This window comes from Wujia sp., from assembly GCF_056872695.1.
In genome coordinates, this window is record NZ_DBMFCD010000009.1 from 97,521 (window position 1) to 110,683 (window position 13,163).

At 40.7% G+C, this 13,163-nt stretch carries 10 protein-coding genes; all 10 read left to right on the top strand.

Features of this window, described 5'->3' with window-relative positions; genetic code table 11:
- The first annotated feature begins 25 nt into the window (after window positions 1-25).
- Window positions 26-1,078 (top strand): type IV pilus twitching motility protein PilT, encoded by a 1,053-nt coding sequence (locus tag ACZQK9_RS09650; RefSeq protein ID WP_178017528.1) that lies wholly within the window; start codon window positions 26-28, stop codon window positions 1,076-1,078.
- 138 nt (window positions 1,079-1,216) lie between these two features.
- Window positions 1,217-2,419 carry a type II secretion system F family protein gene (locus ACZQK9_RS09655; protein WP_483270439.1) on the top strand — a complete coding sequence of 401 codons (1,203 nt, stop codon included), beginning with the start codon at window positions 1,217-1,219 and terminating at the stop codon, window positions 2,417-2,419.
- Window positions 2,420-2,494: 75 nt separating this feature from the next.
- Window positions 2,495-3,076, top strand: coding sequence for a type II secretion system protein (locus tag ACZQK9_RS09660; protein WP_483270440.1), 582 nt, complete (start codon window positions 2,495-2,497; stop codon window positions 3,074-3,076).
- A gap of 70 nt (window positions 3,077-3,146) precedes the next feature.
- Complete coding sequence (locus ACZQK9_RS09665) at window positions 3,147-3,890, top strand: prepilin peptidase (RefSeq protein WP_483270441.1); 744 nt, start codon at window positions 3,147-3,149, stop codon at window positions 3,888-3,890.
- Window positions 3,891-3,946: 56 nt separating this feature from the next.
- A complete protein-coding gene (gene pilM / locus ACZQK9_RS09670) occupies window positions 3,947-5,572 on the top strand; it encodes a type IV pilus assembly protein PilM (protein WP_483270442.1) in 1,626 nt (541 codons plus the stop codon).
- Between the two features lie 16 nt (window positions 5,573-5,588).
- The gene (locus tag ACZQK9_RS09675; RefSeq protein ID WP_483270443.1) at window positions 5,589-6,743 is read left to right on the top strand and encodes a hypothetical protein; all 1,155 of its coding nucleotides are present in this window, start codon (window positions 5,589-5,591) and stop codon (window positions 6,741-6,743) included.
- Between the two features lie 14 nt (window positions 6,744-6,757).
- Window positions 6,758-8,464 carry a type IV pilus modification PilV family protein gene (locus tag ACZQK9_RS09680; protein ID WP_483270444.1) on the top strand — a complete coding sequence of 569 codons (1,707 nt, stop codon included), beginning with the start codon at window positions 6,758-6,760 and terminating at the stop codon, window positions 8,462-8,464.
- Window positions 8,465-11,620: a hypothetical protein gene (locus ACZQK9_RS09685; RefSeq protein WP_483270445.1), complete on the top strand. Its 3,156-nt coding sequence runs from the start codon at window positions 8,465-8,467 to the stop codon at window positions 11,618-11,620.
- 27 nt (window positions 11,621-11,647) lie between these two features.
- Window positions 11,648-12,220, top strand: a complete 573-nt coding sequence (locus ACZQK9_RS09690; RefSeq protein WP_483270446.1) for a prepilin-type N-terminal cleavage/methylation domain-containing protein — start codon at window positions 11,648-11,650, stop codon at window positions 12,218-12,220.
- Between the two features lie 14 nt (window positions 12,221-12,234).
- On the top strand, window positions 12,235-13,158 hold the full coding sequence (locus ACZQK9_RS09695) for a PulJ/GspJ family protein (RefSeq protein WP_483270447.1): 924 nt from the start codon (window positions 12,235-12,237) through the stop codon (window positions 13,156-13,158).
- Window positions 13,159-13,163: the final 5 nt, after the last annotated feature.

The window sequence follows — 13,163 nt, forward strand, 5'->3', positions numbered from 1 at the left end:
ATGTAGAAGAGGGAGAGTAAATAACATGATAGACATGAAAGAACTTTTGGCGTTCGCGGTAGAGCAGAATGCCTCTGATATTCATATTGCGGTAGGCATTCCACCGAAGCTTCGAATCAACGGACGGCTGACGGAGGTAGAGCTTCCGGCTATGACACCGGCAGATGCTGCAGAGGCGATCGGCTCCACGATGCATGACCGTCATAAGCAGATCTTAAAGGAACGAGGCGAGGTCGATTTTTCTTTTGCATCACCGGAAACCGGACGATTCCGTGTAAATGTATTTATGGATCGTGGAAATATGGCTGCTGCATACAGAAAGGTTGATACGATCATCCCGAGACCGGATCAGCTGGGTATTCCGGAAGCGGTTGTACAGTTGTATAAAAAGAAAAGAGGTCTGGTACTCGTAACAGGACCAACCGGTTCCGGTAAGTCAACGACACTTGCTTCTATTATTAATAAGGCAAATGAAAACTTGACGGATCACATCATCACACTGGAGGATCCAATTGAGTATATTCATAAACACAAGAAATCCGTTGTTAACCAGCGAGAGGTTGGTATGGATACACTCTCTTATGCAAATGCACTTCGTGCAGCCCTCCGTGAGGATCCGGATATCATCCTCGTAGGAGAGATGCGTGATCTGGAGACAATCTCCACTGCAATCACAGCTGCCGAGACCGGACACCTGGTATTCTCTACACTGCATACAATTGGTGCTGCATCCACCATCGACCGTATCATCGACGTGTTCCCGACACATCAGCAGCAACAGACACGTATCCAGTTAGCGATGATTCTGGAAGGCGTTATCTCGCAGGCACTGATCCCGACTGCAGACGGACATGGACGAGTGGCAGCGTTTGAGGTTATGCTTGCAAGCCCGGCAATCCGAAGCCTGATCCGTGAGCAGAAGAACCATCAGATCCAGTCCACGATTCAGACAAGCCGTGCGCAGGGCATGATTACATTGGATGATTATATTATTGATCTGTACAAGAGTGGAACGATATCCAGAGATATGGCGTTGACATACGCACAGGATCAGGTGGCAATGAAGAAACAGATGTAGCGTTTGTGCATATTTCACAAAATTAAATTATTTTATTGAACTTTATTGCAAAAAACTATCAAATAGAGTAGTATCAGTATATAAATTGTTCATAAAATGTTCATTTTTTAGAAAAATAAGAGGGTCGGAGGAGTTAAAATGGCACAATACAATTACAAAGCCATGGACAAAAACGGCAAGGCGAAGAAAGGCTCAATCGAAGCCATCAACCTTGACAAGGCAAAAGAAAAGCTGAAGTCCGAAGGCTTAATCGTCCAGGACATTAAAGAGCAGGGCGCAGCCAAAACTGGTCGTGGTAAGAAAGTAAAGGACAAGGACTTGGCGGTATTCTGTAAGCAGTTTTCATCCGTGTTGAACGCGGGTGTTACGATCATCAGTGCGCTGGAGATGATGTCAGAACAGCTGGACAATAAGACATTACAGCGTGCACTGCAGGAAGCACAGGCATATGTACAGAAGGGTGGTACACTGGCAGATGCATTCAAACTGAATCCAAAGGTATTCCCGCCGATCATGATCAACATGACGGCTGCCGGCGAGATGTCCGGTAATCTGGAAGTTTGCTTTGACAGATTGACAACTCATTTTGAGACAGCGAATGCATTACATTCAAAGGTAAAAAGTGCAGTTACATATCCTATTGTTATTTTAATCGTCGTAGTTGCGGTTGTTGCAGTATTGTTAGTTGGAGTTATTCCTCAGTTCTCACAGATGTTTGATGATCTGGGCTCGGAACTTCCAGCAGCAACGCAGATGCTTGTAAATCTAAGTGAATTCTTACAACATAAATGGTATATTGTAGTGATTATTGTTGTAGCAGTAGTGTTTGGATTAAAGGCACTTGGCAAGACAGAGGCAGGATCACTGTTGTACGCAAAGATTGGAATGAAGGCACCATTGTTTGGAGCCCTGACAATCAAATCTGCTGCAGCAACATTCTCCCGCACGATGGCAACACTGATGGCTTCCGGTATCAGCCTGATTGATGCAGTGGAACAGGTAGCCAAGATGATCAATAACCGGATTATCCGGGAAGCATTGCTGGATGCAAAAGTACAGGTATCCAAGGGTGTTCCGCTTTCCAAACCGTTGCGTGATTGTGGTATCTTCCCTCCGATGTTGTCCCAGATGACAAAGATTGGTGAGGAGACAGGTAACATCGAAGATATGATGGACAAGGTTGCAGATTATTATGAGATGGAAGTAAATGATGCAACGGATGCTCTGACAGCAGCGATGGAACCATTGATTATTGTTATCATGGGTGTAGTTGTTGGAGGTATCGTTATGGCAATCTACAGTCCAATGCTCAGCATGTACGACGCAGTCGACAGCTATTAAAATGGATACAAACCGGAGAAGCGAGGACTTCGGTTTTATCATATAAAATTATATAAGGTAAAGGAGAGAAAATTTATGAAGAAAACAAACAACAAAGGTTTCTCACTCGTAGAGCTTATTATCGTTATTGCTATCATGGCAATCCTTGCTGGTGCTATTGCCCCTGCATTGATCAAGTACATTGATAAGTCACGTAAGTCAAATGATGTAAGTTCTGCAAAGACTATTAAGACAGCAGTTGAGACAGCACTTGGTAACGAAGATTGCTATTCATACTTAACTGGTCTGGCTACATCTACGGCAGATACTGTTATTACAATTACAACAAATTCATCTTCAGCAACAGCAGCTATTGGTGTTGCTACGGCACCTGCTGGTTATAATGGAGACTTAACTCAGGCTGATATTCAGAAGTTGATTTTCGAGAACATCGGTGAGAAGACACCAAAGCTTAAGTTCTCTAAGGCAATTGATGGATACCTTTCAGCTAAGCCGGATCATTTCTACGTTTCAATCTCAAACAAGGGTACAGTTGCTGTATTCGTTGGTAGCGCTGCTCCTTCTGGTGCAAACCTTGCAGCTGATAAGGGTGGAGATGGTACTAATGCTAAGACATATGTACAGTTGACACCGGAACTGTCACAGGCATATCAGTAAAATTAATGCAGATTCCGTCTGATTTTTCAGACGGAATCTATTTAAAAAATGAGACGGAAAGGTTAGGACAATGTTAGTAACAGTAGTATTTAGCATTTTTTTTGTGTTATATGGAATCGTGATTGGAAGTTTTTTGAACGTTCTGATTTTGCGACTTCCAATAAAGGAAAGTATAACCTTAAAACGGTCTCATTGTATGACATGTGGACACACTTTGTCATGGTATGAGCTCATACCATTATTTAGTTATTTATTTTTAGGTGGAAAGTGCAGGCACTGTAAGGCGCATATATCGGCACAATACCCGATTATAGAGGGCGCGAATGGCTTGATATACGTAAGTATCTTCCTCGCAAAAGGTATTACGGTTGAGACGTTCTTATACTGCCTGTGTGCTTCTGCCTTGTTAGCATTGAGTGTGATCGATTGGCGCACACAGGAAATTCCATTAGGATTCAATATTTTTATACTAATTTTGGGACTGGTTAGACTCGTTACTGATCTGGGTAACTGGAGTCAATATGTAATCGGTTTGTTTGCGGTCAGCGTTTTTTTACTGCTTATTAACTTTGTAACAAAGGGGAGAGGCATAGGACACGGTGACATAAAACTTATGGCAGCAACCGGCTTACTGATGGGCTGGAAACGAATCATAGTAGCATTTATCATGGCATGTATTATCGGAACGGTAGTACATCTCATACGGATGGCTGTTAAGAAAGCCGGCAGAAAACTGGCTTTGGGCCCATATTTATCTATGGGTATATTTATAGCAATGATATGGGGTGAACAGCTCGTGAGCTGGTACCTATAAGTATATGGACGAAAGTCCGAATATAAATCACTGATTAGCGAGGGAGGCTATAGCGAATGGCAAAAAGTAATAAAGTGTTATCCATTGATATCACAAACGAAAGTATTACAATTATTGAGCTGACTGCTTCAGCAAAAAAGCAGACGATGATTCACAATATCATCATATTTGAGACACCGGAAGATTCTTATGAAGATGGTGTATTAAAGGAGCCGGAGAAGATTGCGGAGGCAATTACACAGCAGTTGATGGCTCGCGGTATTAACAATAAGAATGCAATCTTTGTTCTTTCTTCTACGAAGATTGTAAATAGAGAGGTTATGATACCGTTTGTTCCTGAGAAAAAGATCAGAGGAATTATCAATTCAAACTCATCCGAGTATTTCCCTGTAAATATAGAAGATTATGTAGTATCTCATTCTGTGCTGGAGACGGTGACGGATGAGGAAAATAACAAGCAGTTACGCGTGCTTGCAGTGGCTGCACCACAGCATATGGTAAAGTCCTATTATGATTTGGGCCAGATGGCAGGTCTGAATGTTGTTGCACTTGATTATATCGGTAATGCAATGTTACAGCTCATCAAGACACAGACAAACCAGAACACAACGACGATGGTTATCCAGTTGGGCAGTGAAAGTACGGTATTAAACATCGTACAGGGTGATAATCTGTTGTTACAGAGAACGGTTCCATATGGTACAAACGCTGTTGTTAATGTAGTAATGGACGAAAAGGGCGTTGATGCGACGACAGCAATGACACTGTTGCAGAATGACAGACTTATCACAGTTGATTTTGATGACAACGAGGTAACAGGCGCATTCCGTTATCTGATTAATAACATTGGTCGTGTTATGGACTTCTATGCATCAAAGAATCCGGATAAGCCGATCGAGGATGTATTCCTGACGGGCGATGGTGCGTTGATTCGCGGTATCGATGGGTTGTTCAAGGTACAGTTGAATGTCAGTACACGTATCATGGATACATTATATAATATCAAGTTTGACCCAAGTATTGACTTGAAAGTATACAACCCGGTATATCTGGTAACTCCAATTGGAGCGGCATTTGCACCGATGGGATTTGTTCTTATGGATACAGCCACACAGGCTACGAAAGCAGAGGGAAGTCTGGCACCGTTTATCGCATTAGTTGCGGTTGCAGCAATTGGCGCAGCCGGTATGGCGTTCTATTCTATTAATAAGAAGAATACGGTTACAGAGAAGAAACAGCAGTTAGAGGCAGATATTGCCCGCGTCAGTGATATCGAAGATATCATTACAGCTTATGATCAGGCACAGGCACAGTACACAGATATGGAGTCTATGTACTACACAACTTATCAGTTAAACGAGAATGTCAGAGAATTTATCTCTGAGTTAGAGAAGAAGATTCCGGCAGAGATAACTGTATCAAACTTTAACTCTACAAATGAAGGCGTAACGATGCCTTGTGTATCAACAAGCTATGATGCAATTGCGGACTTCATTATGCAGTTAAAGACGATTGACTGCGTGGATAATGCATATGTAGCGATGATTCAGAAAGAGGACAATGAAGGTCAGATTACATATAATTTTACTGTAACTGTTAACTATGTACCAATGATGGATGATCCGGCAGCGGACACATCAGAGGATACAACGGAAGCTGCTGATACAGGCGTAGAAGAGTAAGGGGAGGTATGGAAATATGAAATTAAGTAAGAGCAATATCAAGATTTTATTATTTATTGCAGCGGTAGCCATCCTTGGTCTTACCTATCTGTATGTGTTTAAGGATAACATGAGTACTGCAGACAGCATTCAGTCTGAAGTAAATACTTTGCAGACAAGATATGATGAACTGATGGCAAAACAGCAGGACCGTGAGATGTATGAGGAGAAGACAGCAGAGTATAATCAGAAGTTTGATGAGAGACTGGCATACTTCCCAGCTACGCTCGATCAGGAAATCTCAGTTATGTTCATCAAGGGTGTAGAGAAAGATCAGGGCAATCTGCAGTTTGGTGTAAATTCTGTTGGACTTGGTGAGCCAGAGGCATTTTATAGCTTAAGTGCAGCCGCATCTGCAGATGTTGCATCCGACGATGCTGGCACAACTGATACATCTAATGTGGATAATACAGAAGAAGTACTTGCAGCTGGTGGTTACCAGTGTCTGACAGCAGCATTTCCTATTACATACGCAGGATCCTATGAAGGTATCAAGGATTTTATTGATTATATCATGGCATATAAGTATCGTATGAATATTTCATCTATAAATATTGCATATGATTCTCAGAGCGAGATGTATACAGGTAGTATTGCGTTGAATGCATACTGCATCAGTGGTAACGGACGTGAAGCAGATTCCGTTGATGTAGATGTTCCAGAAGGTGTATCGAATATCTTCCTTGGTGGTTCTGGCGCAGCATCTGTACAGACATCCAGCCATGATGCAGGTCAGGGCGAGGACATTGTAAGTGATCATGATATCCTGATTGGTCTGAACAATGCAAACGGTGACAGCTCAGATGGTATCATCGTAAGTGCAGGTAGTGATAAGGTAAGTTCTACTGCAAATTCAGTAGAGACAGTTGCACTTTCTATCACAGAAGAAGATGGAAAGAACATGGTAGAAGTAAAGCTTGGTGATGAGTCATATTCATTTGAACTGACAGACAGTGAGCTTACAATCTATGTGGAGTCATCAGACAGAGTAGACAGTGAGGATAAGAACGGTGTGAAGTTGAATGTAACCAATGGCACAAAGGTTCCAGTTTATGTAAAGGTTGCAGGAGATGACGCGAGTGCTCCTAGATTTGCATTAGGAAGCAAGACAGGTACTGTAAAGGTATACTAAGAAAGGGTGTAATTATGGCAAAAACAAATAATAAAGGTTTCAGTTTAATTGAAATCGTCATAGCTGTTGCCATATTGTCAATCCTTTTGACTCCAATTATTCATCAGTTTTCTAACACCCTGAATACGAGTCGGCGTGCGAAGGCTCTTCAGGAGGCAAACGAGAAGGCAACTTATCAGATGGAAGAGTTCCAGACTGTGTCCAGAGACGAACTCGATAAGGATACCTATTACGGGAAGCCGACAGAAACAAATAACATTGTAGCGGAGCTGTATAGTACGGATGGTGTCTCTCTTTCGAAGACAGTGGAGTACAATACATACAAATATACACTTCCGGATTGCGAGATTGGAGCAAAAAAAGATAAGTATTCGAATGTCGTTGTGCTTGATGATTTGGCAAACAAAGTGCGGGCACAAGGTAACGCAAGCGATCCAACACATTATAAGATTGCTTATGGTTTGACAAAAACTGATTTAGAAAAGTTTGGGGATGGCTTTGAACTGACAAATGAGGGGTCCATCGTGAAATACACGAGCGGAGTGGTTACAGCCGTTGCTTGTACAGATACAACAGCGGATGGAGATCCGGTCAGCTATATTGCAGATCCGAATGATGTGAATCTGGGAAATATGCATGACCTGGATAAAGACAGTGTAGCGATGATCATGGGTGGAACATCAAGCTTTGATACAGAGGCGTTTTCAGCGTTGTTCTCGAAGGCAATGGATCACTTACGTGAATTGGATTATGATTCATGGGAACAGGCATTGCTGAATGTTGATAGCGAGTCTATTTTGTCATCGGAAACACTTTCCACTTCGGACCGTCTGATCAAGATTTACACAGATCAGAAAACGGATGCACAGGGCAAAGATTATTATGTGGTAAAGGTAGATGTATATTATAATTATTCTTATTCGATTCAGGTGAAGGATCTTGATCCGGCAAAACAGGATAAGAATCGTTTTAATGATACTGTTTCCTATACGATATTCAGCCAGAAGTTCTATACAAAGGAACCACCGGAAATTTATTTTGAATATCAGCCATATTGTATATCAGAAAAAGGCGAAGCTGTACAGTATAAGGCGGATGATTATTTCCTGTTTGATAATCATGTGGATGGTTGCAGATTGTATCTTTATAAACCATACAGAGATCAGATGAATGCAGGTGCAGATCTGTCACAGTATGATTTGAAAGGTGAATACTATACATATTATACAAACACATCCAATACAAAAAAGGTAAAGATTCATTTTGCCAGCAAAACAAACAATGTACCTGTTTCTCTTGGAGCAGATGGAAAGCCGGATATAACGAATACGTTGGATCGTATTTATATCTTTACAAATTTGGATATAAACGGATATACAGAGTATTCAGAGGCAACAAAAAATTCGAATATTCAGTTCTACTCAGATGATTATTTGGACAAATTTAAATATGTAAAGGGTGAGTATGAGACAAAACAGGGTACATCCGATGATGATACGAGTGTGGTTTATCCAAAATATAAGCTTGGAACAGAATATACGATAAATCAGGTAGATGAGTCGGGTGTTCCGCTTCCACAGGATAGCAAAGCTGTACTTTATACATTGAAACAGGATACAAGAAAATCTGACCGCATGTATACGGTTACAGTGACGTTAACACCGTTAAACAACAAAGCACTGAATACAATTCAGTTGTCTGGAGCAAGGGGGGTTAATTAGTTGAAAAAATTAAAGAAACTTTTAAGAAAACTAAAAAACAATGCTGGCTCCAGTATCATCATGGTAATTGTATCAATTGCATTTATTGGTATTGTAGTAGGTGCATTGCTTTCAGCGGCAGTTCAGTCTTATCGGTTAAAATTGGTGGATATGAACTCCAGAGAAAACTTTTATTATGTGGAACAGGCACTGAATGAGATCTATACGGGTGTCGGTTCCCAGACAGTAGAGGATTTGAAGAATGCATATGTGTATACTGTTGAGAACATGGTAGAGTATGATCTTGGGAAAGGACGTTATGTGACGAAATCAGAAGAGGAAACACAGAAGATGTTCACAGATGATTTCTATCGACGCTTATCTAAGAATGAGTTCTTCAAGGATGATAATGTGACTGCTCTTGCAGCAAAGTTGCGGTCATATATTACGAATGATACAGTAAAACTTGATGACAGTCGACTTGTTATAGAAAATATTAAGGATGGAAACGACAATGTTGGAAAAATCATCCGAAATGTGACGCTGACACGGACGGCTGAGTACAATCGGTCTTCAGAAAATGGTGTGTTTACCCAGACAATTACGACAGATATTGTAATTGGGAAACCGGATTTTGCAGTAAAGTTTGATGCAGTCAATGATCAGGATCCGAATATCTTCAAGTATGCATTGGTTGCAGATATGGGTGTCTATGTAGATCAGAAGACAACTCCGCTAACGGTGGCAGGTAATGTGTATGCAGCTTCAGATTATTATAACAAAAACTATAATGAAAGTACCTGGGATGATGATGTAAAAGATGCAGATAAGAAGTTTGTAGGATCTGCAACTTATAATATTACAAACGAAGATGGTACTACAACAAATCTGTCGGATCTGTATGTACACGGCAGTGTAACTTCCAAGAGTGCAGCGGGAGAAAAGACAGCCCCAACATATACCTATTGGAATGCAGAAGATCCAGAGAATCAGCCTTTGGCAAAAGAGTATTATGATGGAGAAAATATAAAGAGTAAATACTCTGGATTTTATGTAAATGGTTCACAGGTATCTATTATGGCAGATACGATTATTGTTCCTGGAACGATGGCTGTTATGGATAAAGGTTCTTTATCTATTTATGGAAAGAATGGTACAAAGACTTCCGAATCAGAAGTCTGGACAGATGATATAGTTCTGGATGGCTATAGTACGGTTGAGACGGTCACAAATGAAGGAACCGGTGTTAAAACGAAAAAGTATAAGGGCTCAAGTGCAATCTTCAAGGCAGACATGTATGTGAAGGATGACACAGAACTGAATTCAGCCGGAGCTACGTTCCAGCTGAAAGGTAGCTATTATGGATATGGAGACAGCACAGAAAAGGATAATCGTAAGTTTACACCAGTTGTCAATACGAAGAATTTCCAGATTACAGTGGAAGATGCAAATGGAAAGACGACGATTGAAAACCGTGGTCACTATAACAGTAGTGCGATTATTGTAAATGGTGAGCAGTCGACGTTGAACTTTGCACAGGCAAAGAATATTTTCCTTGCAGGACGTACGTATATCGAGCTTTCAAAGGATGTAAACACGATCAGTGGTAAGACCAATGAGACTGTGAAAGATAAGGATGGCAAAGAGACAACAGTAGAAGTAGATACTGTGACAGATGTATATACATACCATCCGGTTGATTATAATGCAGAGATGCCGGCATCTTTAAGAACGGATGATAATAAGACGACAACCATCCGTGATTATAAGATGGGAGAGAGTATTTCAATAAAGAGTAATCAGGAGGCTTATATTCCGGTCACAAGTAAGGGAGTTCCAACACTTGCGAAAAATACAGCCGGAGAATCACTTGGTTATTATGTAGCAGAACTTCCACCAGCATTGAAGGGAAGTACATTGTTTGAGCGTTATTTCCCAGAGGCAGTATTTGATGGAAAAGTTCCTTGTGTATTGCAGGAAGTATCTGGCAAAAAGTATTATTATTATGATTTTTCAACGGCATATTATAATACATTGTCATATTGGAGAGCACATAATCTGGCAGGAAATATTTCTGATCTGGATTATGATAACTGGATTAAGACATATCCATCCCCACAGTATTATGCAGCTGGATTCATCCATGATTACAGTGCAGAGCTGGAAATGCATAGAAATTATGTAGCTGCGACAGATAAGAGAGGACTGACAGACAGTGTAATTGCAGAATATCTTGTTGATATTGGCGATTATGAGGATTTTGATGCCGGAGATATTATTCTTCCGGATAGTGAATTGAACCAGAATGTAAGCATTTATTCAAGTGGTGCAATTACAACAAAATCAGGTACACAGTTTAGTATTGTCAGAGCAGATGATATGTCAGCACTTCAGAAGTTATTGACATCCGATGGAGTAAATAACATGGCAAGTGGTGTGAAGTGGAATAAAGATGCAAACGAAGATGGCTCTGAGAAGATTTATACAGATGCTTACCAGTTATCCAATGACATGGAGCTTGAGTATGAGTATATGAAGTGGAATCTTGGCCATTATACTACAACCGGAGATGCAATTAAAGATTCAAATAATGACATTGAGAAGAAGTATATCAAGGAATTTGTGTCAGACAAAAACTTTGGTGATGCAAGTTTGACACCAATCAATAAATTCATGGATATGTCATTGATTAAGAGCGTGTCGATATCACCGAATATTTCAGGAACAGACGTTTCTGATTCTGGCAATAACCTGATTTTAGATCTGGCATCCAAGTATTCAGTATGGGTTAGTGATAAGGATGTTGTTGTGAAAGCCAGAAAGGAAGATAAAGGCAAGGTTCGAGGCATTGTAGTAACAAAGGGTAATGTGTACTTTGATAGTTCAGCTGACAATGGTGTAACAGACTTTGAGGGTGCGATTATTGCAGGTGGTAAGATTTATGTAAATGGCAAAGTCAGCACAATTGCATCAAGTTCTGAGATTTGTAGAGCGGTATTACGTGAGTGCCTGATGAATAATGATGATGCTTCGAAGCTGTTGTTATCATTGTTCCGTGGCTACAGTCCAAGCGATGATTCAGGTTCAGCAGGGGATGATACAGATACAAAATCAATTGATTCAATTGATTATACAGATGTAGTCAGCTTCTCAAACTGGATGAAGAACGTAGAATAGAGGTGGCCTATGAATAAGAGAAGATTTATGAAAAGAAATGAAGGCTACTCGTTAGTGGAAATGATAATTGTTATAGCAATCATAGCGGTGATGACAGCCGCCGCTATGGTTACGCTCACAATTATGCATAATGCAAAGGCGAAAGAGGCTGCAAGTACATTGGAAGATGCTCTTTCACAGACACAGAGTTATGCAAAAGGCAAGATGGTAGTAATTGGTGGAACAAATCAATCGGATTATCGTTTTGCATTAGCAATCCATAAACAGGGCGATCGCTATTATGTGAAAAAAGGTTACTACAAAGGAAATGGCAGTGACATGAATCAGTATAGTAGCTATGAGTTCCCGGATTCAGAGAATGCATGCAAAGGAAAGGGCGAGTCTTTTTCCGCATATGTAACTGTCAAATATGTAGATGACACAGGGACAGAGTATGATGTCGGAGAGTTAAGCCAGAGTGGTGATCCAGTTTATATCATTTATGACCGACAGGGTATGTGTATCAAAGGAAATGGTAAGTTTAGGTTCTACAAAAAATCTGGTGACAGTCTGATTTCTACTGTGACATTGAATAAAAATGGCAGTCACACATCAAATTAAGGGGAGGCGCGAGGATGAAAAGCAAAATCAAACAAAATAGTGGTTTCTCCCTGATTGAACTGATCATTGCGATGGCGGTGCTATCGTTCTTGATGCTGGCGGTATCTTCGTTTATGGGATCAAGTGTAATGCAGAACCGAAAGGCGAAGGTTGATATCAAGATGCAGGCAAGCGCACAGGAGACGTATGGATTAATCACAGATACGATTATGCAGGCATCGGATATTGTACTCGTTGGCTATGAAGTTGCAGATGACAGCCAGATGACGTTTTCTAATTTAGGAGATGATGGCAAAGCTGTAACGACGGCTGCAACACGTAAGTATTATGTGCGGGATAAGGCAACTGCCGATGCGTTGATTGCTAATCCAGCGTCATATGGAATTACCGGGTCAGTAAATGGTACAGATGTTGTTTTATTTTCAGATTTAACAGCGGATAAGAAAATATATGTATCCAGCATTCGAGTGGAGAGTGCAGTTCCTTTAGATATGAATCAGGTTCCGAGTGGTAATCCAAATGTATTGTCAGATCAGAATATTATGAACAGCCTGACAAATACAGCGACGACGGTATCATGTACGGTGAAAGGAACAGCACGGATTTACAGTATCAACGATACACTGGTTTCAACATTTTGTTTTGATGGTAGCAACTTGTATTATGGAAGAAAGTATGCATATATGACGGATTTGGACGATGAACTGGATATGACAGATTCGGATTCCAAGACGTCACATCTGTATAACAAGTATTTTTCATATCGGATAGCAAGTGCAGGAGCTACAGATGTGAATATATCTGGTTGTGTAGCAACCATCAATGCAGCGGATGAGACAATAGCAATTGATTTGTATTATAATCAGTCGAGCATGACTTATACAACGCTCGGCAGAATCAGTACAAGAAATTCTCATGTATTAAAACCAAGAAAGTAAGGGAG

Coding starts and splice junctions, on each gene's coding strand:
- ACZQK9_RS09650 (WP_178017528.1), top strand. CDS start 26: ATGATAGACATGAAAGAACTTTTGGCGTTCGCGGTAGAGCAGAATGCC.
- ACZQK9_RS09655 (WP_483270439.1), top strand. CDS start 1,217: ATGGCACAATACAATTACAAAGCCATGGACAAAAACGGCAAGGCGAAG.
- ACZQK9_RS09660 (WP_483270440.1), top strand. CDS start 2,495: ATGAAGAAAACAAACAACAAAGGTTTCTCACTCGTAGAGCTTATTATC.
- ACZQK9_RS09665 (WP_483270441.1), top strand. CDS start 3,147: ATGTTAGTAACAGTAGTATTTAGCATTTTTTTTGTGTTATATGGAATC.
- pilM (WP_483270442.1), top strand. CDS start 3,947: ATGGCAAAAAGTAATAAAGTGTTATCCATTGATATCACAAACGAAAGT.
- ACZQK9_RS09675 (WP_483270443.1), top strand. CDS start 5,589: ATGAAATTAAGTAAGAGCAATATCAAGATTTTATTATTTATTGCAGCG.
- ACZQK9_RS09680 (WP_483270444.1), top strand. CDS start 6,758: ATGGCAAAAACAAATAATAAAGGTTTCAGTTTAATTGAAATCGTCATA.
- ACZQK9_RS09690 (WP_483270446.1), top strand. CDS start 11,648: ATGAAAAGAAATGAAGGCTACTCGTTAGTGGAAATGATAATTGTTATA.
- ACZQK9_RS09695 (WP_483270447.1), top strand. CDS start 12,235: ATGAAAAGCAAAATCAAACAAAATAGTGGTTTCTCCCTGATTGAACTG.